Annotated in this window: 20 protein-coding genes; 12 read left to right on the top strand and 8 right to left on the bottom strand. The window is 69.5% G+C overall.

Translation table 11 applies throughout. The features are described 5' to 3' along the window. Positions 1-17 precede the first annotated feature (17 nt). Genes BJY22_RS33555 through BJY22_RS33545 form a run of 3 tightly spaced genes read right to left on the bottom strand, consistent with a single transcriptional unit; the run spans position 18 to position 2,596 of the window. Complete coding sequence (locus tag BJY22_RS33555) at positions 18-1,145, bottom strand: hypothetical protein (RefSeq protein ID WP_167215043.1); 1,128 nt, start codon at positions 1,143-1,145, stop codon at positions 18-20. Next, on the bottom strand, positions 1,142-1,657 hold the full coding sequence (locus tag BJY22_RS33550; RefSeq protein WP_167215040.1) for a SigE family RNA polymerase sigma factor: 516 nt from the start codon (positions 1,655-1,657) through the stop codon (positions 1,142-1,144). Before BJY22_RS33550 ends, BJY22_RS33555 begins: the two co-directional genes overlap by 4 nt. A 33-nt stretch (positions 1,658-1,690) precedes the next feature. Then, positions 1,691-2,596 (bottom strand): phosphotransferase family protein, encoded by a 906-nt coding sequence (locus tag BJY22_RS33545; RefSeq protein ID WP_167215037.1) that lies wholly within the window; start codon positions 2,594-2,596, stop codon positions 1,691-1,693. A 113-nt stretch (positions 2,597-2,709) separates the two neighbouring features. On the opposite strand from BJY22_RS33545, the gene lepA reads away from it, so the two are divergent. The 3 genes from lepA (at position 2,710) to BJY22_RS33530 (ending at position 6,794) form a co-directional block, all read left to right on the top strand. Next, positions 2,710-4,599, top strand: a complete 1,890-nt coding sequence (gene lepA, locus BJY22_RS33540) for a translation elongation factor 4 (protein WP_337759713.1) — start codon at positions 2,710-2,712, stop codon at positions 4,597-4,599. Positions 4,600-4,672: 73 nt separating this feature from the next. Continuing rightward, positions 4,673-5,584, top strand: a complete 912-nt coding sequence (locus BJY22_RS33535; protein WP_167215034.1) for an aminoglycoside phosphotransferase family protein — start codon at positions 4,673-4,675, stop codon at positions 5,582-5,584. 583 nt (positions 5,585-6,167) lie between these two features. Further along, on the top strand, positions 6,168-6,794 hold the full coding sequence (locus BJY22_RS33530) for an MOSC domain-containing protein (protein ID WP_167215031.1): 627 nt from the start codon (positions 6,168-6,170) through the stop codon (positions 6,792-6,794). A gap of 136 nt (positions 6,795-6,930) precedes the next feature. On the opposite strand, the gene BJY22_RS33525 is transcribed toward BJY22_RS33530, so the two are convergent. The 3 genes from BJY22_RS33525 to kduI are packed head-to-tail and all read right to left on the bottom strand — an operon-like array spanning position 6,931 to position 9,283. Then, a complete protein-coding gene (locus BJY22_RS33525; protein ID WP_238350536.1) occupies positions 6,931-7,695 on the bottom strand; it encodes an IclR family transcriptional regulator in 765 nt (254 codons plus the stop codon). An 11-nt stretch (positions 7,696-7,706) separates the two neighbouring features. Then, on the bottom strand, positions 7,707-8,462 hold the full coding sequence (locus BJY22_RS33520; RefSeq protein ID WP_167215027.1) for an SDR family oxidoreductase: 756 nt from the start codon (positions 8,460-8,462) through the stop codon (positions 7,707-7,709). Continuing rightward, entirely contained in the window at positions 8,459-9,283 is an 825-nt protein-coding gene (gene kduI, locus BJY22_RS33515; RefSeq protein ID WP_337759712.1) for a 5-dehydro-4-deoxy-D-glucuronate isomerase, read from the bottom strand. Before kduI ends, BJY22_RS33520 begins: the two co-directional genes overlap by 4 nt. Positions 9,284-9,434: 151 nt before the next feature. On the opposite strand from kduI, the gene BJY22_RS33510 reads away from it, so the two are divergent. From BJY22_RS33510 to BJY22_RS33490, 5 genes are all read left to right on the top strand, one after another. Next, complete coding sequence (locus BJY22_RS33510) at positions 9,435-10,946, top strand: sodium:solute symporter family protein (RefSeq protein ID WP_167215024.1); 1,512 nt, start codon at positions 9,435-9,437, stop codon at positions 10,944-10,946. A gap of 68 nt (positions 10,947-11,014) precedes the next feature. Continuing rightward, the gene (locus BJY22_RS33505) at positions 11,015-11,200 is read left to right on the top strand and encodes a tautomerase family protein (RefSeq protein ID WP_167215021.1); all 186 of its coding nucleotides are present in this window, start codon (positions 11,015-11,017) and stop codon (positions 11,198-11,200) included. Positions 11,201-11,505: 305 nt separating this feature from the next. Next, on the top strand, positions 11,506-12,531 hold the full coding sequence (locus tag BJY22_RS33500; RefSeq protein WP_167215018.1) for an aspartate-semialdehyde dehydrogenase: 1,026 nt from the start codon (positions 11,506-11,508) through the stop codon (positions 12,529-12,531). A gap of 106 nt (positions 12,532-12,637) precedes the next feature. Next, a complete protein-coding gene (locus tag BJY22_RS33495; RefSeq protein ID WP_167215015.1) occupies positions 12,638-15,409 on the top strand; it encodes a BTAD domain-containing putative transcriptional regulator in 2,772 nt (923 codons plus the stop codon). Positions 15,410-15,573: 164 nt separating this feature from the next. Further along, positions 15,574-17,409 (top strand): AMP-dependent synthetase/ligase, encoded by a 1,836-nt coding sequence (locus BJY22_RS33490; protein WP_167215012.1) that lies wholly within the window; start codon positions 15,574-15,576, stop codon positions 17,407-17,409. Between the two features lie 5 nt (positions 17,410-17,414). Here BJY22_RS33490 and BJY22_RS33485 read toward each other — a convergent pair whose 3' ends face one another. Next, entirely contained in the window at positions 17,415-18,095 is a 681-nt protein-coding gene (locus tag BJY22_RS33485) for an IMP cyclohydrolase (protein WP_167215009.1), read from the bottom strand. Continuing rightward, positions 18,092-18,967 (bottom strand): alpha/beta fold hydrolase, encoded by an 876-nt coding sequence (locus BJY22_RS33480; RefSeq protein WP_167215006.1) that lies wholly within the window; start codon positions 18,965-18,967, stop codon positions 18,092-18,094. Before BJY22_RS33480 ends, BJY22_RS33485 begins: the two co-directional genes overlap by 4 nt. A gap of 95 nt (positions 18,968-19,062) precedes the next feature. Here BJY22_RS33480 and BJY22_RS33475 point away from each other — a divergent pair, with 95 nt between their 5' ends. The 4 genes from BJY22_RS33475 (at position 19,063) to BJY22_RS33460 (ending at position 25,941) form a co-directional block, all read left to right on the top strand. Further along, positions 19,063-19,842, top strand: a complete 780-nt coding sequence (locus BJY22_RS33475; protein WP_167215003.1) for an META domain-containing protein — start codon at positions 19,063-19,065, stop codon at positions 19,840-19,842. An 842-nt stretch (positions 19,843-20,684) separates the two neighbouring features. Continuing rightward, positions 20,685-21,965 (top strand): radical SAM family heme chaperone HemW, encoded by a 1,281-nt coding sequence (gene hemW / locus BJY22_RS33470; RefSeq protein ID WP_167215000.1) that lies wholly within the window; start codon positions 20,685-20,687, stop codon positions 21,963-21,965. Positions 21,966-22,061: 96 nt separating this feature from the next. Continuing rightward, positions 22,062-24,500 (top strand): polysaccharide lyase 8 family protein, encoded by a 2,439-nt coding sequence (locus tag BJY22_RS33465; protein WP_167214997.1) that lies wholly within the window; start codon positions 22,062-22,064, stop codon positions 24,498-24,500. Positions 24,501-24,591: 91 nt separating this feature from the next. Then, entirely contained in the window at positions 24,592-25,941 is a 1,350-nt protein-coding gene (locus BJY22_RS33460) for a M60 family metallopeptidase (protein ID WP_167214994.1), read from the top strand. Positions 25,942-26,011: the final 70 nt, after the last annotated feature.

The raw sequence follows: 26,011 nt of genomic DNA, 5'->3' as shown, positions 1-26,011 counted from the left end.
TCGCCCTCGTCGTCTGTTTACGGCTCCTGCAGCGTGATGCCGGTTGCGGTCTGCAGCAAGGCACACTCGCCGGACCTCACATCGCACCGGTAGAGCTGCTGTGTGAGTGTCTTGACCTGGTTGCCCGGCGGATTGGTGATCAGGATCAGCTGGTTCGCGTCCTCGAACACCGGCTCGGGGAACGTCGTTACCTCGGCCTCCGCGGGCAGCTGGAGTCGGGTGACCTTCCCCGTCTCGATGTCCACGACGACCCTCACCTGACTGTTGACCATCGTCCGGCCGTCGGGCGACACCACCGGGTAGATCGACTCCGGCCCCACGTCGCAGTACTCGCGGATCTGCCGGAAGCCGTCCTCGCTCGAGAGGCCGGCCTTCAGGCACCGGTTGTTACCGCGCCTGGTCGTCCACGCGACGATGCCACCGGTCGGCGCGGCTCTGAGGCCTCCGTCGAACTCGGCCAGCCGGACCGGCCTCGGATTGCCGCCTGATCCCGGCCGCCAGACGGCCAGACTCGCCAGGACCGGCCCATCGGTGCGCAGCCAGATCCCGGCCCGGTTCCAGACCAGCAGCCCGCTCGGTCTGACCGTCATCACCGCAGTGCGCGCCACCGTCCTCCCGGAAGCGATGTCGATGACGACCACCGAGGAGCCCTTCGGTCGGGTCAGGCTGTGCAGCATGGCGACCTGTTTGCGATCGGGGGACAACGTCGGGCTGTCCGAACCTTGCGGTCCGAGTTCGCGGAAACTTCCGTCCGGGCGGAGGATCCCCACCTGCGACTGTCCTCCTCCGGGCAGCTGCATGCCCAGCCAGCCGCCGTCGACGCGGCCGTGGAAGAAGCCGTCGACTCCGCGCGGGAGCAGCACCTTCCGGTCGCCGTCGTGCAGGGCGTTCTCGCTGTACACCGTGTACGGAATCTTCGGTGCGGCGTCCGAGACCGGACTGGCCGGGACGGGTTTGTCCGGGGCGACCCGGGTCAGGAACGTGACGGTGAGGACCAGGATCGCGGCGATCGCGGCCGCCGTCGCGAGGACGGGCCAGTGCTGCCGGCCACGCGGCTCGTCGAGACCCGGGCCCTGGGCGGTGTCGGGGACAGTCGCGGCCTGCGACTGTAGGTAGTCGCGGAGGCGGGTCTCGGTGTCGTTCATCGCAGTTCCTTGAGGCGTTCGGTCAGGACGGCGAGGCCGCGCGACGACGTGGCGCGGGCGGAGGACTCGCTGATCCCGAGAATCTGGGCGATCTCGGCGAAGGCCAGATCGAGGTAGTACCGGAGCACGAGGACCTCGCGCGCACGCCGGGGCAGTGCCTGGAGCGCCCGCTGTACCTGCCACCGCTCCTCACCCAGCACCGCCGAGCTCTCGGCGGAGGCGTGTGGCGCCTGGTGCGGTGGGATGTACAGCCGGGCCACCTTGCGTCGTCGCAGTACGGACCGGCTGCGGTTCATGACCGCCGTCCGCAGGTACGCCAGGGCCGCATCGGAGCCCCGCAACGGCCAGCGCCGGTACAGCTCGGCAAAAGCCTCCTGCACGACGTCCTCCGCGGCCTGCCGGTCGTCCACCATCAGCACAGCCAGGCGGACCAGCCCAGCCCAGTGCTGCCGGTAGAGCTCCGACACGGCTTCCTGTGCGTCCACAGGTGCCGGGCGTCTGATGCTCACCATCGGATCCGTCACACCGCTACAGACGCGCGGCGCTCAGAAACGCTGCATCCGGTCGCGCGCCCAGTCGAGGTGAACCAGTGCGCTCTCGCGCTGCCAGGACCTCATCGTCGGGATTCCGGGTGGCGCCGGTTGTGCCGAGCCCCACCACTGGCCACCCGCGATGGCGGTGATGAACCCGGTGATCGCCTCGTCGTCCGGCAGCTCCGGCAGCGACAGCGAGCCGCGCATGTCCGCGTGCAGGATGACCGTGTCCGCCCAGCGCGGTGCCAGCGCCGGATGCGCCCAGTCGATGAACACCACGCGCTCGTCGGTCAGGATGATGTTGTCGGCCCGCAGGTCCCAGTGGGCCAGGGCCTTGCCCTGGGCAAGCGCCCGGATCCCGGTCCGGGCCAGCTCCGCGAACTCCTCCACCCGGCCGTCCATCCAGGAAGGTACGGCGAGATTGTCCTCCAGCACCTTGTCCCAGCGGCTCAGGAAGTCCTGGCTCCGTACGGCGGCCACTGGTGCGTCCGGCCACGGTGACGGGTCCAGGGCGTCGGTCAGCTCCGCCAGCGCGTCCAGCACCCGGTCCGCGTCGTCCTGCTCCCACGGGTGTGCAGGCAGTCGCCCCTCGATGTCCTCGAACAGCATCCCGACCCAGTCGCCGTCGTCGTACACGGCGTACAGCTCCGGTGCCATTTGGAGCCGTCCGATCGCCTGCACCGCGGTGATCTCCAGCCGGAACAGCTCGGGGGTCTTCGGGTTCAGCGCCGTACCGACTGCCTTGACGAAGGCCCGGCGGCCGGAGGCGGTGACCAGGCGGGCGGCGGTGCCGGGGGAGAACCCGCCCTGCTGTGTCGCGGCCGAGACCACGACCGAACCGAGCGTGCGTTCCACCCAGGCCCGCACGGCGGCGGGCAACTCCTCGTAGGGCAACCGGACCCCAGCAGCGTGCGCCATGCGTCCTCACGGTAGGTGCAGCGCGGCCCACTCGCTCGGGATTTTCGAATCCGCTGGACCCGCATGGGATGATTGACCGGATATACCACCCGAGACCAGAACTGGAATCCCCCGTGCCCGTAGGCCCCACGAATGTGCCGCAGCCGGGTCGCACCGACCCGTCGCTGATCCGGAACTTCTGCATCATCGCCCACATCGACCACGGCAAGTCGACGCTGGCCGACCGGATGCTGCAGATCACCGGAGTGGTCGACGACCGCTCGATGCGGGCGCAGTACCTCGACCGGATGGACATCGAGCGCGAGCGCGGTATCACGATCAAGTCGCAGGCGGTCCGGCTGCCGTTCGCGCCGGGCCCGGACTCCCCGGGCGGCCTGCTGGCGCCGGACGGTACGACGTACATCCTGAACATGATCGACACGCCGGGCCACGTGGACTTCACGTACGAGGTGTCCCGGTCGCTCGAGGCGTGTGAGGGCGCGGTGCTGCTGGTCGACGCCGCGCAGGGGATCGAGGCGCAGACGCTGGCGAACCTGTACCTCGCGCTGAACGCCGATCTGCACATCATCCCGGTGCTGAACAAGATCGACCTGCCGAGCGCGCAGCCCGAGAAGTACGCCGAGGAGCTCGCGCACATCATCGGCTGCAGCCCGTCGGACGTCCTGAAGGTGTCGGCGAAGACCGGTGAGGGCGTCGAGGAGCTGCTCAGCGAGATCGTCGCCCAGGTCGATCCGCCGAAGGGCGTCAAGGACGCGCCGCCGCGGGCGCTGATCTTCGACTCGGTCTACGACACCTACCGCGGCGTGGTCACCTACGTCCGGGTCGTCGACGGCGAGCTCACCCACCGGGACCGGATCAAGATGATGTCGACCGGCGCGGTGCACGAGATGCTCGAGGTCGGCGTGATCTCGCCGGAGCCGATGAAGACGCCGAGTATCGGTGTGGGTGAGGTCGGTTACCTGATCACCGGCGTGAAGGACGTCCGCCAGTCCCGGGTCGGTGACACGGTCACGGCAGCCGTGCACGGAGCGACCGAGCCGCTCGGCGGCTACAAGCACCCGCAGCCGATGGTGTACTCCGGGCTGTTCCCGATCGACGGCGACGACTACCCGACCCTGCGGGACGCGCTGGAGCGGCTGCAGCTGAACGACGCGGCCCTGCAGTACGAGCCGGAGACGTCCGGCGCGCTCGGGTTCGGCTTCCGCTGCGGATTCCTCGGACTGCTGCACATGGAGATCGTCCGCGAGCGGCTGGAGCGCGAGTTCGACCTGGCCCTGATCTCGACCGCGCCGAACGTGGTCTACCGGGTCGAGATGGAGGACGGCAAGGAGCACGTCGTCACCAATCCGAGCGAGTTCCCCGAGGGCAAGATCGCCGAGATCTACGAGCCCGTGGTGAAGGCGACGATCCTCAGCCCGAAGGACTACATCGGCGTCATCATGGAGCTGTGCCAGACCAAGCGGGGCAGCCTGGGCGGCATGGACTACCTGTCCGAGGACCGCGTCGAGCTGCGCTACACCCTGCCGCTGGCCGAGATCGTGTTCGACTTCTTCGACCAGCTGAAGTCCAAGACCAAGGGGTACGCCTCGCTGGACTACGAGCCGACCGGCGAGCAGTCCGCGGCGCTGGTCAAGGTGGACATCCTGCTGCAGGGCGAGACGGTCGACGCGTTCTCGGCGATCGTGCACCGCGACAACGCGTACTCGTACGGCGTCGCGCTGGCCGGGAAGCTCAAGGAACTGATCCCCAGGCAGCAGTTCGAGGTGCCGATCCAGGCCGCGATCGGGTCCCGGATCATCGCCCGCGAGTCGATTCGCGCGATCCGCAAGGACGTTCTCGCCAAGTGCTACGGCGGTGACATCACCCGGAAGCGCAAGCTGCTCGAGAAGCAGAAGGAAGGCAAGAAGCGGATGAAGATGGTCGGCCGGGTCGAGGTCCCGCAGGAGGCCTTCATCGCCGCCCTCCGCACCTCGGACACCGGCGAGAAGGCGGGCAAGAAGTAGTGCCCCGCCGTACGGCCGTCCGGGTGCTCGGCGGTGGGGCGGTCCGGGTACTTCGCCGGAAGACCCGCCGCTAGTGCCGGTCGACATTCCGGCCGGCCTGCTCGTTGTCGCGTCTCGCGGGCAGGACTGGGCCGATTGGCTCGATCGCCTTCCGCGCCTGCTTCGTGAGCTGCTCGGCGAGTGGGAGTTGCGGGTCGACGGTACGGCGTCGTACGGGAACTGTGCGCTGGTGGTTCCCGTGCTGACGGGCGACGGTCAGCGGGCGGTGCTCAAGGTGCAGTTCCCGCACTGGGAGGCGGAGACCGAGCACCTGGCGTTGCGCGCCTGGGCCGGCAACGGCGCCGTACGGCTGCTGAGGGCCGACCCGCGGCGGTTCGCGCTGCTGCTCGAGCGGTTGGAGCCGCGGGATCTGACCACGGTCGACGCGCTGGACGCGTGCGAGATTGTTGGCAGGACCTACAAGCGACTGCATGTCCCGGCGGGACCGCAGTACCGGACGCTGTCCGGGGAGCTGACGCGGTGGGTCGAGGGGTTCCGGAAGCTGCCCGCGTCGGCGCGGGTGCCGCACCGGTACGTCGAGCAGGCGATCTCGCTGTCCGAGGACTTCATCGCCGACCCGGACACCGACGGCCGGCTGATCCACACCGACCTGCACTACGAGAACATGCTCGCCGCGGACCGTGAACCGTGGCTCGTGATCGACCCGAAGCCGCTGTCCGGCGACCCGCACTACGAGGTCGCGCCGCTGATCTGGAACCGGTGGGACGAGGTGGCGAGCGCCCACGACCTGCGGTTCGCCGTACGGCAGCGGTTCTGGACCACCGTCGACGCAGCCGGCCTCGACGAGGACCGCGCCCGCGACTGGGTGATCGTCCGCCAGATGCTGAACGTCCTGTGGACGCTCGAGAGCACCGCCACCGACCAATCCCTGCCCCAGGACTGGCTGACCCGCAACATCGCCATCGTCAAGGCGATCCAGGACTGACGGGCACCCCTGGGTGACGCCCGCGCCGGATGACCGCGCCCTGCCTGGGTGACGCCCCCGGTGACGGTGCCCCCACCGCCGCCGCCTCCAACGGCCCCGGTGCAAGCGCGGGGACCAACGGACAGGACGTATACGTCCGCTGGCCCACGACGCAGCCGGCTGTCCCGCGTGCCGTAGAGGCCCGCGGACGTGTACCTCCTGTCCGTTGGCACCATCTCAACCCCGCCCGGCGCTCAGGCAGCACCGGCGCCGGGCGGCACTGAGCCCGGTTCTTGACATTCGACTCTGCCCTGACTGAGCGGCCTTGGGGTTTACCCACCAGATGCAGGGTTTGCGTCCGAGATTCGGTGGGCGAACCCAGCATCTCGTGGGCAGACCCACCAACGGCGCGAGTGAGGTGGGTGACAGAACGCCGTACGGTCGAGCTTTGCCCGCCTGTGGCAGCCCGTCGCCGACACCGCGCAGTGGACCTTGACGATCGGTGTCGCCGCGACCACGGCGACGTTGCTGATCGTCGGCGTGCTGCCGCTCAAGCACCGATAAACCTGTGGAAGCGGCCGCGTGGCCGGGAGAGGATGCTGGTATGCGGTTGCTGACGGTGAACGTCGTGGAGAAGCTGATTCCGGGTCCGAAGGAGACGGGGTTCACCGCCATTGACAAGCGGCCGCAGCCGGGCCGGGTCCGCGTCGGCGAGCTCGGGCTGGCTGGTGACCGCGTCTGCGACACCAAGAACCATGGCGGCCCGGACCTCGCGCTGTACGCGTACGCCGAGGAGGACGCGAACTGGTGGGCCGCCGAGCTGGACCGCGCGATCCCGACCGGTCTGTTCGGCGAGAACCTGCGGACCGAAGGACTCGACGTGAACGGCGCGCTGCTCGGTGAGGTGTGGCGGATCGGCGACGAGGTCGAGGTGATGGTCCGGGCGCCGCGCATCCCGTGCATCACCTTCCAGCACCGGATGCAGGAGCCCCGCTGGGTCAAGCGCTTCCACCAGGCCGGACGCCCCGGTGCGTACCTGAAGGTGCTCCACCAGGGCACGATCGGTGCCGGCGACCCGATCGAGATCGTCAGCCGGCCGGACCACGAGGTCACCGTGGCACACATGTTCGGCGACCAGGACCCCGCGAAACTCCGCCGCATGCTCGACTCCGGCGTCGACCTGATGGACGAACTCCGCGACACCGCACACCGCGTACTCGCGCGCGGGTGACCGCGCCGCCGGTTCTCGCTCTGCTTCCACTTGGCCTCGGGGTCCCCGGGTGGATCATCCTCGGGCTGTGGTTCGCCATTGTCGGGTTGCTCTTCCTGCCAGTTGTGCGGTGGACGTCGACGCGGCAGGTGGTGGGTCAGGTGGTTGGCTCGCGGTAGCCGAGGGCGGCGGAGATTTTGCGGGCGGCTTCGATGGCGGCGGGGGCCATCAGTGCGACCTGGGCGATCGACTGCTCGAGCGACAGGGTGGAGATGCTGACGGCGGCGATCGCGGTGCCCGTGTGGTCGTGGATGACCGCGGCGACACAGCGGATGCCGGGCTCGTTCTCCTCGTCGTCGAGGGCGTAACCGCGCGAGCGGATCTGCGCGAGGTCGGCCTTCAGCGCGGCGGCCGTGGTGTGCGTCAACGGAGTACGCGCGGGAAGCCCGGTCCGGGTGATGTGGACGTCGAGCGAGTCGTCGTCCTTCTCGGCGAGCAGCGCCTTGCCGATGCCGGTGCAGTGCAGCCAGATCGCCTTGCCGACCCGCGACGGCATCCGGTACGGCTTCGGTCCGTCGAGGCGCGCGACGTAGATGGCCTCGTCGCCGTTCAGCAGGCCGACGTGCACCGTGCAGCGCGTCTGGGCGACGAGGTCCGCGAGAACAGGACGGGCAACCGTCGCGAGGTCGACGTTCGTCAGCGCGTGCCCGGCCAGCCGCAGTGCCTTCGGGCCCGGGTGGTACGACCCGTCGTCGGCCTGGCTGACGAACTCGTGCTCGACCAGCGACGCCATGATCCGGTGCACGGTCGACTTGGCCAGGCCGGTCGCGTTCACCACGTCGGTGAAGCGCGAGTGCTCCAGTACGGCGTCCAGCACCATCAACGTCTTGTCGATAGCCGACGGCGAGCTCATGTCGCTCATCTTGTCACTTCCTATCTGGCCAGCCAGCCACCGTCGACCGCGAGTACGTGACCGTTGACGTAGTCGGCCGCCGGCGAAGCCAGGAAGACGGCCGCGCCGACGACGTCCTCCGGCCGCCCCCAGTGACCGGCCGGGATGCGCTGCCGGATCGCAGCCTCACGGTCCGGGTCCGCGCGCAGCTCGGTGGTGTTGTCGGTGCTGATGTATCCGGGTGCGATCGCGTTCACCTGCACCCCGGCCGGGCCCCATTCGTTGGCCAGTGCCCGGGTCAGTCCCGCCACCGCGTGCTTGCTGGCAGTGTAGGCCGGGACGGTGATTCCGCCCTGGAAGCTGAGCAACGACGCGATCGTGACGATCTTCCCGGTACGGCGTTCCGCCATCGCGGCCCCGATCGGGCGGGTCACCGCCCAGGTGGAGTTGAGGTTCACGTCGATCACGTGCTGCCAGTCGGCGGTCGTGGTCTCGGCGGCCGGCGCCCGCCGGATCGTGCCGGCGTTGTTGACCAGGATGTCGATCCGTGTGGAGCGGGCGAGCTCGGTGGCGGCCGCCTCGACCGCGGCCGGGTCCGCGAAGTCGGCGATCACCACGGACGCGTCGCCACCGCCGTTCTGCTTGATCGCCTCCAGGGTGTCCTCGAGCGCGGCGTCCCGGGCCATCAGGATCAGCTCGGCGCCGGCGGCGGCGTACCCGGCGGCGATCGCCGCGCCGATCCCGCGGCGGGCCCCGGTGACGAGCGCCGTACGGCCCTCCAGGCTGAAAGGACTCACCGCAAGTCCCGTACGTCGACACCGTCCATGTCGCCGAACGCCTGGTTCTCGCCGGCCATCGCCCAGACGAAGCTGTACGACGACGTGCCGCAGCCCGAGTGGATCGACCAGCTCGGGGAGATGATCGCCTGGCGGTCCGCGACCAGCAGGTGGCGCGTCTCGTCCGGCTCGCCGAGCAGGTGCACGATCCGCTCGGTCTCCGGCAGGCCGAAGTACAGATAACACTCGGTCCGGCGGTCGTGGGTGTGGGCGGGCATGGTGTTCCACGTGCTGCCCGGGTGCAGGGTGGTCACGCCGAGCACGATCTGGCAGCTCTGTACGCCGTCCGCGTGGATGAACTGGTCGATGGTCCGGCGGTTCGCGGTCTGCTGGTCGCCGAGCTCGAGGCGGTTGCCCTCACCGGGGTTCACCTGGGCGGTCGGGTAGGCCGTGTGCGCCGGCGCGGAGAAGATGTAGAACGCTGCGTCCGGTCCGTCGAAGACGACGTCGCGGACGCCGCGTCCGACGTACAGGCAGGCGCCGGTGGTCAGCTCGTACTTCGTGCCGTCGGCGGTGACCGTGCCGGGGCCGCCGACGTTGACGATGCCGGCCTCGCGGCGTTCGAGGAAGAACTCGCTGCGCAGCTCGGGGTAGGTGGCGAGGGTCAGCGGACCGTTCGCCGGGCGCGCGCCGGCGAGCACGATCCGGTCGTGGTGGGTGAGCACCGCGGTGACGGCGCCGGGGACGAACAGGTCGTCCACCAGATAGTGGCGGCGCAGCGCGGCGGTGTCGAAACCGGGCAACTGCTCGGGATGGGTGGCGTGCCTGATCTGCAGAGTCACGGAACAAGGTTCTACTGAGCAGAACGACCTGTCAACGCTCCTTGGTCGCTGGAACTCGCTCGAGAAATGTTCCGGGTTCCGTCTCTTGACACCGAGTTCTGGTGAATGGAACCTTCCAGTCACTTGCCCATCGCCCTTGGGAGGTTTCCCGATGACCGCACTGGACTGGACGGTCCTGGTCGGCTACTTCGTGTTGATGGTGCTGATCGGGGTCTGGTCGCGCACCAAGATCAAGACGGTCGTGGACTACTTCACGACCGGCGGCCGGATTCCGTGGTGGTTGTCCGGCATCTCGCACCACATGTCGGGCTACAGCGCCGTCATGTTCGTCGCGTTCGCGGCGGTCGCCTACACCTACGGCATCACCGTCTACGTCTGGTGGGCGCTGACGATCGGCGTCGGCGTGGGCATCGGCGCGTTCGTGTTCGCGGCCCGGTGGAACCGGCTGCGGGCAAAACACGGGGTCGTGTCGCCGCTGGAGTACCTCGCCCGCCGCTACAACCTGCCGACGCAGCAGGCGCTGGCGTACTCCGGTGCCGCGTTGAAGGTCGTCGACATCGCCTCGAAGTGGGTCGCGATCGCCGTCCTGCTGAACGGGTTCACCGGTGTACCGATCCGGTGGGGGATCCTGCTGACCGGCGTGGTCACGATGCTGTACGCGACGCTCGGCGGGTTGTGGGCCGACGTACTCACCGACTTCGGCCAGTTCGTCATCCAGTTCGGGGCCGGCGTCGCGATGTTCATCGGCGTACTGGCACATCTGGACGGCGTACCGACGCTGTGGACGATGTGGGACGAGTTGCCGGCCGGTCACGGTGACGCGTTGAACGGGCCGTACACGCCGATCTTCCTGATCGCGTTCCTGTTCATCAAAACATTCGAGTACAACGGCGGCATGTGGAACCTGGCGCAGCGGTACATGGCCGCGCCGTCGGGATCCGACGCCAAGCGATCCGCGTTGCTGTCGTCTGTTCTGTGGCTGGTCTGGCCGCTGATCCTCTTCATCCCGATGTGCGCGGCGCCGCTGCTGGTACAGCCGGGCAAGCCGGAGCAGTCGTACGTCGAGTTGTCGCAGCTGCTGTTGCCGAGCGGGCTGATCGGGCTGGTGCTGGCCGGGTTCTTCTCGCACACGATGGCGATGGTGGCCTCCGACGCGAACGCGATCTCGTCGGTGATCACCCGCGACCTGGCGCCGGTGCTGGTACCGCGCGTCCGCCGGCTGACCGACGCTGCGGCGTTGAAGATGGCGCGGATCGTCACGTTCACGTTCGTCACGGGGAGCATGCTGATCGCGATCGCGACGAACGGCGAGGGTGTGGTCCTGAAGATCGTCGTCGACCTGGTCGCCGCGACGATGGGGCCGATCGCGATCCCGTTGATGCTGGGGTTGCTGCCGTGGTTCCGGCGCAGCGGGCCGCGGGCGGCGCTGGCGTCCTGGGCCGTCGGCCTGATCGCCTGGTCGATCGTGAAGTGGGGCGTCGGTTCCACCGACACCACGCTGGTCGTCGCGTTGCCGTTGGCAACTTCCCTGGTGGTGTACGTCGGACTCGGGCTGCTGCTGCCGGAGCGCCGGGCCGACGTCGACGAGCTGGTCGAGTCGCTGAACACGGACCCCGACGAGACCGACGAGGTCAACGCCCGCCGGGCCGCCGCGCTGTCCTGAGAAGCGCTTTCCGGAATCTGAAACACTGTCCCACGACACGGAACCGTCCATCCAAGGAGCAATCTCTTATGCCGAACATCACCGTCGAACTCCTCTCCGGCCGCACCCTCGACCAGCGCCGCGAGTTCGTCGCCGCCGTCACCGACTCCGCCATCGCCATCCTCGGCGCCAAGCGCGAGTCCGTCCGCATCGTCTTCACCGAGATCGAGAAAACCGACGTAGCCAACGGCGGCACCCTGGTCGCCGACGAGTAGAAGCTGCCCGGGGCCGACTCACTGGCTGCGGGCTAGGCCCTCTCGTGGGTCTACCCACCGCATGCTGGGTTTGCGTCTGGGATCCCGGACGCAAACCCTGCATGTCGGACGCCAACCCACCAGATACAGGGCGTTGGCGAGACCGTACGCGGGGGCGCGGACCGGGGTGCGGATTCCCGGGCCATCACAACCTGGGAGTCCTGCCTGGGGCGTGTGGCGGCCGGGGCGGCCGGTTGGTGAGTGGCTGGAGTCCGCTGTTTGAAACCCGCGGGCGGTAGGCGGGCCGACCAACTACTGTCGTGCGCATGCGAGTAGGTGTTTTCGGTGCCACGGGTCAGGTCGGCGGCGTCATGCGGGAGCTGCTGGTCGAGCGCGGCTTCCCGGTGGACGAGGTGCGGTTCTTCGCGTCGGCGCGGTCGGCGGGGAAGACGCTGCCGTTCGGGGACCGGGAGATCGTCGTCGAGGACTCTGCGACAGCCGACTTCTCCGGGCTCGACCTGGCGCTGTTCTCGAACGGGAAGACGGCCTCCAAGGAGCTCGCCCCGAAGGTCGCGGCCGCGGGCGCCGTCGTCGTGGACAACTCGTCCGGCTGGCGGATGGACCCCGACGTACCGCTGGTCGTCTCCGAGGTGAACCCCGAGGACCTCGACACGATCCCCAAGGGCATCGTCGCGAACCCGAACTGCACGACGATGGCCGCGATGCCGGTCCTGGCCCCGCTGCACCGCGAGGCCACCCTGACCCGCCTCGTTGTCTCGACGTACCAGGCCGTCTCCGGCTCCGGCGGCGTCGGCGTGAGCGAGCTCGCGGACCAGTCGCGGGCGCTCGCCGGGACCGGCGGTGCGCTCGCCCGCGGTACCGACGGCATCACGCTCCCCGAGCCCAAGGTGTACGCCGGGCCGATCGCGTTCAACGTGCTACCGCTCGCCGGATCGATCGTTGCCGACGGCACCGGTGAGACCGACGAGGAGCAGAAGCTCCGCAACGAGAGCCGCAAGATCCTGCACATCCCGGACCTGCCGGTCGCCGGGACCTGCGTCCGGGTGCCGGTCTTCACCGGCCACTCGCTGAGCATCCACGCCGAGTTCGCCGAGCCGATCACGCCGGAGCGCGCCACCGAGATCCTCGGCAGCGCGCCGGGCGTGGCCGTCACGGACCTCCCGACCCCGCTGCTCGCGGCCGGCCAGGACCCGTCGTACGTCGGCCGCATACGCCAGGACCAGTCGGTACCGGGCAACCGCGGCCTGGTCCTGTTCGTCTCGAACGACAACCTCCGCAAGGGCGCAGCCCTGAACGCGGTCCAGATCGCGGAGCTGCTCGCCCGGCGCTGACGCCCTCGGACCGGGCGCCGACGACTCTCGGAACCCGGCGCCGAGGACCTCTCTGACGCTAGAGTTGATTGCTCTGGCGAGGGAGGTGGCCGGGCTGGAGTTCCGGGTGCTGGGGGCCGTTGAGGTCAGGGGTGCCGACGGCGATGTCGTACCGTTGCCGTCGCGTCGGGTCGCGGTGCTGCTGGCCGCGCTCGTACTGCGGGTCAACCGGACGGTGCGGATCGAGGAGCTCGTCGATCTGCTCTGGAGCGAGGACGAGCTGCCGAGCAATCCTCGCGCCGCGTTGCAGATCTACATCTCCCGCCTGCGTACGACTCTGGGCGACACCGGCCGGTCCATGATCCGCACCGGCGCGGGCGGCTACTCGCTCCGCGTCGACCCCGAACAGGTCGACGTCGAACGGTTCCGGACGCTGGTTCGCACCGCCGTCGACACCGCCGACCCGGCCGCCCGGATCGAGCCGCTCACCGCGGCCCTGGCGCTGTGGCGTGGCGAACCGCTGGCCGGCCTCGACGCCGCCGCCGTGGCCCGCGAACTGATCCCGCGACTCGACGAGGAGCACCTCCAGGCCCGGGAGCTGTACTTCGACGCGCGCCTGGCAACCGGCGAGTCCGCCGACCTCGTCCCCGAACTGACCGAACTCGCCGAGCGCCATCCGACCCGCGAACGCTTCTGGGCGCAGCTGATCCGTGCCCATCAGGCCTCCGGCCGGACCGCGCTCGCCCTGGCGACGTACGGCGATGTCGCCGAGCGGCTCCGCGACCTCCTCGGCGCCGACCCCGGCCCCGAACTCAGGACCCTGCACGCCGAACTCCTCACCGCCACCGACTCCGCGACCGACGCCGCCACCTACTCTGCGACCGACCCTGCCGAGGCTGCACCCGTCGTGCCGCGTCAGCTGCCCGCCAGCATCCCGGCGTTCACCGGGCGCACCGAGCACCTGCGGCGGCTGGACGAGCTGATGCCGACGGCGAGCCTCGCGCTGATCATCGGCCCGGCCGGCGTCGGCAAGACCTCGCTCGCGGTGCACTGGGCCCGGCAGGTCGAGGACCGTTTCCCCGACGGCATCCTGTACGCCGACCTGCTCGGCTTCTCGCCCTCCGCGGAACCGGCCGACCCGCACACGCTCCTGTCCCGCTTCCTGGTCGCGCTCGGTACGCCGCCCGACCGGCTGCCGGCGACCCCCGACGAGCAGATCGCGCTCTACCGCAGCCTGCTCGCCGACCGGGCGGTCCTGGTTGTCCTCGACAACGCACGGACCGCCGATCAGGTCCGTCCGCTCGCGACGGCCGGATCCCGGTGCTGCACCGTCGTCACCAGCCGCAACGAGCTCGCCGGGCTGGTCGCGACCGAACAGGCGGAGCCGATCCGGTTGGACGTGTTCGACCCGGCGCAGTCGAAACAGTTGCTGGCGGCAAGGATTGGGAAGGACCGGTTCGGTTCGGATCCGGGCAGCGTCGACTCGCTCGTCGAGCGGTGTGCGGGCCTTCCGTTGGCGTTGTCGCTGCTCGCCGCGCAGATCGCGCTGCGGCCGCGCCGGTCGCTGGCGTCGTTCGTCGACGCGCTCGGCGAGGGACCGCTCGACGCTCTGTCGACGGCGGACGGTGTCGGGGTGCGGACGATCTTCTCCTGGTCCTACCGGCAGTTGCGCCCGGAGCTCGCGCGGATGTTCCGGTTGCTCGCGCAGCACCCGGGCGCCGAGATCACGCTCGGAGCCGCGGCGGCGCTGGCCGGAGTACCGGTTCGCGCGGCAGGGCGGATACTCGCGGAACTCGTTGCCAACCATCAGGTCGTCGAGGTCGGGCCGGATCGCTGGGTGCTGCACGACCTGCTCCGCGCGTACGGGCAGGAGCTGTGCGAGCCGGACGAGGCGGACGCCGCCTTCGAGCGGCTCCTCGGGTACCTCGTCCACAGCGGGTACGCCGGCGCGATCCTGCTGGCACCGGCCAGGGTGCGGATCGAGCTGCCGGATCCGCCCCCGGACGTCGAGCTGGTCGTGCCGGCGAACCGCGACGAGGCGTTCGCCTGGTTCGACGGCGAGCAGCCGAACAATCTCGCCGTACTGCGGGCGGCGGCCGGGCGGTACGACGTACTGCTGTGGCTGTATGTGTGGGCGATCGCGGACTATCTGGACTTCCGCGGCCGGTCCGGGTACCCGCAGGCGCAGCAACTGGCGCTCGAGGCCGCCGTACGGCTGGGGGACCTGACCAAGCAGGCACACACGCGGCGGGACCTCGCGCGCGGGCATATGGCGATGCGCGAGTGGGACGACGCGATCCGGCAGCACGAGCTCGCGCTCGGGATCGCGGAGGAGCTCGGCGACGAGGCCGGGATCGCGCACGGCTCGCTCGGGCTCGGCCGGGTTTACACCCGGATCGGGGAGCATCGGAAGGCGATCGAGCACACGCTGCGGGCGCTCCGGATCTACGAACGCGGTGATTACGAAGGCCGTGATTACGAACGCTGTGATCATGTCCACGCGCGGGCGAACGCGCTGAACAACCTCGGCTGGTACCACTCCGAGCTCGGTGAGTACGAGGCGGGACTGGACTACGCGCAGCAGTCGCTGAAGCTGTACGCCGAGGTGGACTCCGAGTTCGGGCGCGCCGTGGCCAGTGACACGAGCGGGTACGCGCTCGCGGGACTGGGGCGGTTCGACGAGGCGATCGCGTTGTACGCGGTCGCGGCCGATGTACTGCGCAGGCTCGGCCGGCGGCTGGACACGGCGGACTGCCTGATGGCGATGGCCCGCGTCCAGGACCGCGCCGGTCGCGGCGAAGGAGCGAAGGCCAGCTATGCCGCGGCCCTCGAGATCCTGGACGCGCTCGACCATCCCGACGCCGCGACGGTTCGGCAGTGCCTGGCCAAGCAGCGGTAGACGTCCGAGGTGGTCAGGACGGACAGTGAGACCAGGGACACCCACCGTGTGGGGCTGTTGCGGAAACGTAATGGAGAAGGTCCAGGTGGGTACGCGAGTGCCATGGTCAGGCATGGCCGCTAGCGATTACCCTCCGGTTACTTGACCCCCGATGGAGGCCAGTTATGAAGCCTGTCGCCGATTCCGGCCAGCTCGCACTCCTCAGCAACCGCAAGGACACCATGGCCCAGATGTTCCTGGACCGGGTGGCCGCGACTCCTGAGCGGGAGGCGTTCCGGTTCCCGCGCGGGGACCAGTGGAAGTCGGTGACCTGGCGGGAGACCGAGGCACTGACCCGCCGCCGCGCCGCGGGCCTGATCGCGCTCGGCGTCGAGCCGGAGCAGCGGGTCGCGATCGCGTCCAGCACCCGGATCGAGTGGATCGAGTGCTACCTGGCCGCCGTACTGGCCGCCGCCGCGACCACCACGATCTACCCGTCCACGATCTCGTCCGACGTCGCGTTCATCGTCGCCGACGCCGACGTCCAGGTGGTGTTCGCCGAGGACGCGGAGCAGGTGGACAAGCTCCGCCGGCACCGGTCCGAGACGCCGTCGCTGCACAAGGTCGTGCTGCTCGACGGGACACCGTCCGAGGCGGACGGCGACTGGGTGATCGGACTCGGTGAGCTCGACATCCTCGGCGACGAGTACCTGGCCGAGCACCCGTCGGCGGTCGACGACCGGCTGGCCGGGATCAAGCCGGACGACCTGTGCACGCTGATCTACACGTCCGGTACGACGGGGCGCCCGAAGGGCGTGCGGTTGCCGCACTCGGTGTGGACGTACGAGGGCGCCGCGGTCGAGGGGATGCGGGTGCTGTCTCCGGACGACCTGCAGTTCCTGTGGCTGCCGTTGTCGCACGTGTTCGGGCAGGTGCTGCTCGCCGTACAGTTCCAGATCGGGTTCGCGACCGCGGTCGACGGGCGGATCGACAAGATCGTGGAGAACGCGGCCGTCGTCCAGCCGACGTTCATGGCGGCGGCGCCGCGGATCTTCGAGAAGGCACACGGGCGGATCGTGACGATGATCCAGTCCGAGGGCGGCGTGAAGGCGAAGCTGTTCGACTGGGCGTTCGGTGTCGGTGCTCGCGTGTCGGCGCTGCGTCAGGCAGGCAAGGAGCCGAGCGGGTTGCTGGCGGCGCAGTTCGCGGCCGCCGACAAGCTCGTGCTGTCGAAGATCCGGGCACGGTTCGGCGGGCGGATCAGGTTCTTCGTGTCCGGGTCGGCGGCGTTGGACAAGTCGCTCGCGGAGTGGTTCCACGCGGCGGGGTTGCTGATCCTGGAGGGGTACGGGTTGTCGGAGACGTCGGCGGGGTCGACGTTGAACCGGCTGACGCAGTACCGCCTGGGCAGCGTCGGGCCGGCGTTCCCCGGGACGCAGTTCAAGATCGCCGAGGACGGGGAGATCCTGATCAAGGGCGACGGGGTGATGAGCGGGTACCACAACCAGCCCGAGCAGACGGCCGAGGTGATCGACGCCGACGGCTGGTTCCACACCGGGGACATCGGGCACTTCGAGGACGAGTTCCTGTTCATCACGGACCGGAAGAAGGACCTCTTCAAGACGTCCGGCGGCAAGTACGTCGCGCCGCAGGTGATCGAAGGCCGCTTCAAGACCGTCTGCCCGTACGCCAGCCAGTTCATCGTCCACGGCAACAAGCGCAACTTCGTCTCCGCGCTCGTCACCCTCGACCCCGACGCGATCCAGGGCTGGGCCGACGCGAACGGTCTCGGCGGGAAGTCGTACGCCGAGATCGTCACGTCGGACGCGGCCCACGAGATGGTCCAGCGGTACGTCGACGAACTCAACGCGGGCCTGAACCGCTGGGAAACCATCAAGAAGTTCACCATCCTCGACCGGGACCTGACGGTCGAGTCCGGCGAGATGACCCCCAGCCTCAAACTCAAACGCAAGCACGTCGAGTCCCAGTACGCCGACGTACTGGACAAGATGTACGAGTAGGGTCTTCAGGTTCTTGTGTGCAGGACCGCCTCGGCGAAGGTCGGGACGTCGAGGCGGACCGTGATCGCGGCGACGCGGAGTGCCGGTTGCAAGGATCGCCAGATGACGTCGGTGAACTCGGACCAGGTGAACGGGATCGCGGTCGTTTCCGGGCGTCCGTTGGTGATCACGCGTTCCGTGGTACCGGAGTACGTCGTGGTGGTGAGCGCGGTTGCCGGTGCGATGCGGGCGGCGTAGAGCGACGGGTGCTCGGTGAGCTCCGGCGTACCGTCGTCCGCTCGTGCGGATCCGATGACGACATCGGTGAGTTCAGTGCCGGTGATAGTGGCGCCGGCGGTGATGCGCGGGGTGCGGATCGGCGGGTCGGGTTCGTAGGTGAGTCGCCTCAGCGCGAGTTGCAGGTCCGGTTGCTCTTCGCGGGCCGCGGTCAGTTCGCTGACCTGGGTGCCGTTGCCGACGATGGCCCAGTCGTCTCCACGGGTGGCCGCGGTGTAGTGGCGGAGGTTGTCGGTGGCGGCGCCGGAGACGTCCTGCACGATGATTTCGCGATCGCGTACGACGAGTTCGCGCGACTGCGACGCGGGGGAGCGGCCCGTCAGCCAGTACGCGAAGAACGGGACGCCCTGTGCGTCGCGGCCGATCGCGAGACCGCGGCCGGGGTACTCGACCGACGTGAACCTGCTCATCGTGCGAGGAACGTGCGGATGGCTTCGACGTACTCCATCGGCTCTTCCTCGTCGATGGAGTGCGCCGAGCGGTGGAAGATCTCGAGCGTCGCCCGCGGGAGCCGGGCGGCGAGGTCGCGGGGCATGTCGAATCCGACGTGGCGGTCCCAGAGGCCGGCGAGGACGAGGGCCGGGACGTCCAGCGCGGCCAGGTCGTCGATCAGGTCGACGCGTTCGTTGCCGACGAGCGCCATCGCCATCTCCAGGTTGGGCTCTGGCGCGTTCTCGTCGGCGGGCGGGATGTTCGCCGGGTCGTGGTAGAAGAAGCGGGCCGCGTTCTCGCTCTGGGCGATCGCACCGAGTGCGGCGACCGTACGCTCGAGCGGCTCCGTCACACCGTCGAGCTGCGCGCGGAGTGCGGCCCGCTCGTCCGGGGTGAGGAACGGGTCGACGGCGCCCGGCCGCATCGTCCACAGACCCGGGTGCAGCGGGTCCGCGATCGGCGGCGCGTGCAGGATCAACCGGTCCACATGGTTGCTGTGAGCAACGGCGTACTCGGCCGCCAGCAGGCACCCGAACGACACGCCCCACGGGACGATCCGCTCGAGACCCAACGCCGTACGCAACTCCTCGAGGTCCGCGACCAGACGCTCCATCGTGTACGTCGACGCGTCGGACGGACGCGCCGTACGCCCGCAACCGCGCTGGTCGTAGAACACGACCGGCGCGACCTTCGCCAGCTCGTCCCCGACCGACCGCTCGACGCCGTACGAACTCTCACCCGGCCCGCCGTGCAGCAACACCAACGGCACCCCACCGTTCCCGGCCCCCGCGATCCGCACCCAGTGCTCGACCCCACCCACCACAACCGCCCGCACCCCATCAGTCAGCATGCCGGCGAGCATATCCGCGCACCGGAGCCCACAGACGCCTGTACGAACCCGTCGTTCACGGGTCCATGATGGGAAGGACACGGTTGGGGCATGGGATGACGGTGGTTTACGGGCCGTTGGTCGGTGGAGAGGGATCGCCGATCGGCAAGGCGTACTTGTCGGTGGCGGTGACCGAAGATGGTGTGGAGCGAGAGCTGGTTCCGGGGACCCGGATTCGGGTGGAGATCCGGAAGGACGGCGTACTGATCGCGCGGGCCGGCTGTAACGAGCTGAGCGGTGGGATCATGCTCGACGACGGGGTCCTGCGGTTCGACCAGTCGATCCAGACTCAGATGGGCTGTGGTCCGGAGTTCGAGGCCCAGGACGACTGGCTCGTGGGGTTCCTGATCCATGAGCCGGAATGGTCGGTCGACGGCGACACGCTCACCTTGATCGACGGCGGTACGACGATCGTGCTGCTCGACGAGCGGTTCGCCGAACCCGATCTCCCGCTCGACGGCACCACCTGGACCGTGGAGTTGGTCGTCGGCGGCGACAACGCCGTCCAGCACTACGTCCGCCTCGGCCCGGCCACCCTTACCCTCAACGGAACCCAAGCCACCGGCTCGATCGGCAGCAGCCCCTTCACCGCCACGGTCACCCGCGAGAACGACACCCTCACCTTTACCGACCTCACCGTCACTCCCGCTCACCCCACCTCCCGAGCCGCCGCCCTCGAACAGGCCGTCCTCGAACATGCCGTCCTCGAAAACCTCCGGACCCCGCTCACCTACACCATCGAGTCCAACCACCTGAAACTCCGAGGCCCCGGCCGAACCACCGGACTCAACCTCAAGGCCCCACGCCCCGAAGGAAGCCCCTACTTCACCGTGTGACCACGGCACCCTCCAGCACCCCGCGCCACGCGCGTCGACGCACCGCCGGGCCGTGCGTGGTTCGGGCACCGCCCGGGTCCGGCGGTGACCGGCTATGCCCGTGCCGTGCCCGCGGCGCACTCCAGCACCCCGCGCCGCCGCGACGACGGGCCGGCAGACCCCGCCGTGGTTCGGGCCACCGCCGGGGTCACGCGGTGACTGGCTCTGCCCGTGCCGTGACCGGGGCGCACCCCGCGTCGCGGCGACGACGGGCCGGCAGACCCCGCCGTGGTTCCCCCGCCGCCGGACCCGTGCTTGGTTCGGGCACCGCCCGGGTCCGGCGGTGACCGGCTATGCCCGTGCCGTGACCGCGGCGCACCACGCGTCGCGGCGACGACGCACCGGCAGACCGGGGCGTGGTTCCCCCACCGCCGGGTCTTGCGGTGGCCGGCTCTGCCTGAGCCGCACTTTGTGCACGTGATCTGTATCGAGGAGTCGTTGCGGTGCGGATGCGGTGCACAAAGTCGGGGGCAATGGGCGGGTTGGTCGGCGGACGCGCGAGGTGCGGGCGGGTTCGGGGCAGCGGGCGCGAGGTGCGGGGCGGGTCGGTGGGCGGGTGCGCGGGGCGGGTTGGTGGGCGGGTGCGCGGGTGCACGGGGGCAATGGGCGGGTTGGTGGGCGGGTGCGCGAGGTGTGGGGCGGGTTCGCGGCGGGGCCGATGCGGTTCGCGGTGCGAGGCGGGTGGCGGCCGCGGGGTTGGCCGGCGGGCTGTGGTCGGTGGGTTGGATGGTGGGGCGGGCTGTGGTGGGCGTGTGGGCGTGTGGGCGTGTGGGTGGGTGGTTGGGGGTCCGTACGATGGGTGGGTGCCGTCGACATTGCCCGAGGGGGAGGTTGCGCCCCGGGACGGGGTGTTGCCGGGATCTGCTGTGCTCGAAGCGGCCGAGCGGCCCTTGGGGTTTTATCTGCATGTGCCGTTCTGTGCGTCGCGGTGCGGGTACTGCGACTTCAACACGTACACCGCGACGGAGTTGGGCGGTGGCGGGTCGCAGGCGTCGTACGCCGAGAACGCGGTCGCCGAGGTGCGGCTCGCGCGCCGAGTGCTGGGCGACTTGGATCGGCCGGTCGACACCGTGTTCTTCGGGGGCGGTACGCCGACCCTCCTGCCGGCGGTGGATCTGGGGAAGATGCTGGCGGCCGTCCGGGACGAGTTCGGGCTGGCGCCCGGCGCGGAGGTGACGACCGAGGCGAACCCGGAGTCCGTCGATCCGGCGTACCTCGAGGCGCTGCTGGAGGCGGGCTTCACCCGCGTGAGCTTCGGGATGCAGAGCGCCGCCTCGCACGTACTGCGGATTCTCGATCGGCAGCACACGCCCGGCCGGGCGCTGCAGGCGGTGAAGGAAGCGACCGCGGCCGGCTTCGAGCACGTGAACCTGGATCTGATCTACGGCACTCCGGGGGAGTCGCTCGACGACTGGCGCGCCTCGCTGGAGTCGGCGTTGTCGGCGCAGCCGGATCATGTCAGCGCGTACGCGTTGATCGTCGAGGACGGTACCCAGCTGGCCCGGCGGATCCGGCGCGGTGAACTGCCGATGCCGGACGACGACGATCTGGCCGACAAGTACGTGCTGGCCGACGAGATGCTCAGCGCCGAAGGGCTGCAGTGGTACGAGGTGTCCAACTGGGCACGCAGTACGGCGGCGCGCTGTCGGCACAACGAGCTGTACTGGCGCGGCGACACCTGGTGGGGCGTCGGACCGGGTGCGCACAGTCATGTCGGTGGAGTGCGCTGGTGGAACGTGAAGCACCCGAGCGCGTACGCCGAGCGGATCACCGCCGGCGAGAGCCCGGCCCACGCACGCGAAACCCTCGACGAGGAAACCCGCCGCGTCGAGCGAGTACTGCTCGAGGTGCGGCTGCGGGCCGGTCTGCCGCTGGAGGTGCTCGACGAGGCGGGCCGCGCCGCGGTCGACCAGATCGTGACCGACGGCCTGGCCGTGGTCACCAAGAGCGGTCCGGTGGACGGCGATGCGGGTCCGGCGAACGGCGACCCGGCGGACCGCGGCCCGGTGGGTGGTGGGCGGCTTGTGTTGACCGGGCGGGGGCGGCTGCTTGCCGATGCGGTGGTGCGGGAGTTGCTGCCCTGAAAGTGATCAGAAGTGATCACAGTGAGCTGTTGACGACTGTTACGAGCACGCGGCAGGCTGTGGGGTAAGCGTTTACTATTCCCCCGAGGAGTCGCGATGCCGCCCTTCATTCGTCGTCGGCTGTTGCTCCAGGCCGGTCTCGCCGCCGGTGCGATCAGCACGCTCGGACTGCCGACCCGGGCGTTCGCGGAGGACGAGTTCGACGTCCTCCGGGTGCGCTGGGCCGAACTCAACACCGGCGGGGCGATCGATCCGGCCGATCCGGCGTACGGCGATGCGCTCGGCAAGCTCGGGGCGCAGGCGCGGGAGTACCTGGACACGATGATCACGGCGGCGGATCGGACGGCGCTCTGGCCGGATCTTCCGCTCAGCCCGACGAGCGGGAACTTCGCGATCAGCTACACGCGCCTGAAGACGATCGCCTTGGCCCGCGCCACACGGGGGACGGGCGTGGGGTCAACCGCCCCCGGCGCGGCGGCGTCCGGGGCGAATGCCGGGCCGAGCACCGAGGCGGTCGGTGAGTTGCTGAGCGGGGCTCTCGACTTCCTGAACGCCAAGGCCTACAACGAGACTCTGAAAGAGACCGGGAACTGGTGGTTCTGGGAGATCGGCGCACCCCGCGCCCTCCTCGACACCTGCATCCTGGCGTACGACGTGCTGTCCGCCGAGCAACTCACCAGGTACGTGACGGCCGTCGACCGCTTCGTCCCCGACCCGAACCGCCGGACCAACTCCCCGTCGCTGCGCGAGACCGGCGCCAACCGGGTGGACAAGGCCCTGATCGTCGCGCTGCGCGGCATCGTCGGAAAGTCGACTGTCAGATTGTCGACAGCACGCGACGCCCTCAGCGACGTCGCCGAAGCCGGCAAGAACAGCGTGTTCACCTACGTCACGAGCGGCGACGGCTTCTACCGCGACGGCTCGTTCGTCCAGCACGGCAACCTCGCGTACGTCGGCACGTACGGCAACGTCGCCCTCGGCGGAGTCGCGAACCTGATCGCCCTGCTCGGCGGCTCCACCTGGGAGATCACCGACCCGAAGCGCGCCGTACTTCTGGACGCCGTGGAGGCGAGCTTCGCGCCGTTCATGGTCGACGGTCTGATGATGGACTGCGTCTCCGGCCGCGCGATCTCCCGCGAGCGCGCGGGTGATCACCGCCACGGCCACGGCACCACGTCGACCGTGCTGCTCCTCGCGAGCGGTGTCGCCGAGCCGTACGCCTCGCGCTACAAGGCCCTCGCCAAGGGCTGGATCACCCGCGACCACCTCAACGACTATCTCCCGGGTGCGTCGATCCCCGAAATCTCCCGGGCGAAGGCCCTGCTCGCGGACACCGGCGTCACCCCGGCGCCGGCAGTGCCGCGGCACTTCCAGTTCCACAACCAGGACCGCGTCGTCCACCGCCGCCCGGGCTGGACGTTCGCGATCGCGCTGTCGTCGAAGCGGATGGCCCGCTACGAGTGGGGCAACGGCGAGAACCGCCGCGGCTGGTACGTCGGCGACGGCATGACCTACCTCTACACGGCGGACCAGGCCCAGTTCAACGACGCCTACTGGCCGACGGTCGACGCGCATCGCATGCCCGGTACGACGGTCAGCACCAAGCCCCGCCAGCCCGGCGGCAGCGGAGCGGGCACCGGGACCGTCGCGGCGTACGCCGAGTGGGTCGGCGGAGCGTCGTACCGGAACGAGGCCGGCGCGGTCGGGATGCACCTGATCAATCACGACAAGACGTTGCAGGCGAGGAAGTCCTGGTTCTGCCTCAGCGACTCGATCGTTGCCCTGGGCGCCGGAATCACCGGCACCGACGGCTACCCGGTCGAGACGATTGTCGACAATCGGAATCTCCACGAGAACGGCACCACCCGGCTCCTGGTCGACGGCGGCCCCGCAGTCGACCAGACGTACGACGACCCGCACTGGGCGCACCTCGACGGCGTCGCCGGCTACATCTTCCCCACCGGCGGTCAGTTGACCGTCCAGCGCGAGGATCGCACCGCGTCCTGGTCGGAGATCAACATCGGCAACGACACGGCCGGCTCGACCACGCCGTACACCCGGCGCTACGCCAAGCTCATCCTGGAGCACGGGACCGCGACCGGCGACTACGCGTACATCGTCCTGCCCAACGCGACCAGTCAGCGGACCGCCGAACTCGCGGCCGATCCCGGGATGACGGTTCTTGTCAACAATCCGAATGTTCAAGCGATCCGGTCCCACCGTGACGACCTGGTGATGATCAACTTCTGGGCGGCAGGCGCGGTGTCCGAGGTGCCGGACGGCCCCGGGCGGCGCTCGGTCACCAGTGACGGGCCCGCGTCGGTCGTGATCGGCACCGACGGCCGCACGACGACGGTCGCCGTGTCCGATCCGAGTCGTACCGTCGGCACGGTCCGGTTGACGATCGACCGGCAGGTCGGCGACGTGGTCGCCAAGGATCCGGCAATCACGGTGGTTGCTACCGGCAAGCAGCTGGTCCTCGAGATCGCCGTCGGTGGCACGAAGGGCGCGACCCACTCCGTGTCCTTCAACTGAGGTTCCCCAGAGTTTCCGCAAGCAACCGGGGTCGGCATCAAGCGCCGGCCGGGTCGCCGGGTGCTGGCAAGTTCAACCAGGAGGTTGTTCGATGATGCCGCACGCCCGCCCCACGCAGCTCTCGAGGCGCCGTGTCCTTCAGGTAGCCGGTGCCGGCCTGGCGCTGGCCGCCGTACCAACCCTCGCCCACGCCCAGACCAGCATCCAGACCAGGACTCTCACCATCGCGGCGCTCCCGTCGGCGCGGACCACCGAACTCGTGCGCACCCAGAACTCGCTGAGCGCCAGCGAGCTCCGCTCGACCGGCTTCTACCTGCCCGCGGCGACCGCACTCAACGTGCTCGTCCACGACGGCAGCCTGCCGCCGACGCTCGTGATCGGCGCGCCGGACGCCGACGCGCGCAAGGAGTTCAAGTCGCCCCGTCAGTATCCGCTCCAGCTCGGCCGCAACACGATCACCGACGCCGGCGGTGGTGTCGTCTATCTGAAGCTGATCGGCGACTCCGGTCAGGCGAAGGTGAGCATCGGCGAGGAGGCACAGCCGATGCCGTACTTCGTCCTCGGCTCCACCGGCGAGGCCGAGTTCCAGCGCCAGCTCGACGACCGCGTCACGCCGTACGTCGAACTCCTCAGCCCGCACGCGATGATCACCGTCGAGCGCGCCTCGGCCCTGAAGGACCGCACCGAGAACCACACCGACCTGCTGTCGACCTACGAGGACATCATCCGGATCGAGGACGCCACCAGCGGGTACGACGGATCCGCGCCGGCGCACGTCCGGCTGCCGCACCGGTACCACTTCGTCGGGTATCCCTCCGCGATCACCGGCGTCGGCGCGTACGCGACCCACGGCCACATGTCGTTCCCGCCGCCGATCCAGGACCGGATGCTGACGGTGGAAGGGCTGCGGATGCGCGGCTGGGGCGTCTATCACGAGCTCGGCCACCAGCATCAGCAGATCACGTACAAGCCGAGTTCGTTGACCGAGGTGACGGTCAACATCTACTCGCTCGCGGTGAACGCGGTTTTCGCGACGAAGTACGGTCAGCAGCCGCGGCTGCACGCGCCGGACGCGAAGACCGGCCTGACTCCGTGGCAGAGCGCGCCGGGCAAGCTGCGGACGCCGGGCGTGAATTACGGGACGACGTTCGACCCCTACGAGAAGCTGGTGATGTTCGAGCAGCTCCGGCACGCGTTCGGGAACACGTTCTGGCCGGACCTGCACAAGCTCGTCCGGGTCGAGCACCCGTACGCGAGTGACTACACCGACGAGGTACTGCGTCTGCGCAACCTCGTCGTCCTGTGCAGCCGGACCGCCGGCCACGACCTGAGCGACTTCTTCCGCGCCTGGGGCGTACCGGTCGACGCCGAGGCGACTGCGCAGCTCACCGCCCTGCAGCTGACGCCGCCGCCGGTGGATCCGTCGACAATCCGGGAGTAGACAAAAGGACGAAGGCACCCACCGGGTCGAGGTGGGTGCCTTCGTCGTTCGGGAGAGCCCAATCCAAGAG

This window comes from Kribbella shirazensis (genome assembly GCF_011761605.1).
Classification (GTDB): Bacteria; Actinomycetota; Actinomycetes; order Propionibacteriales; family Kribbellaceae; genus Kribbella; species Kribbella shirazensis.
The sequence above is the reverse complement of the archived record's forward strand: the minus strand, read 5'-3'. Positions and strand labels throughout refer to the sequence as shown.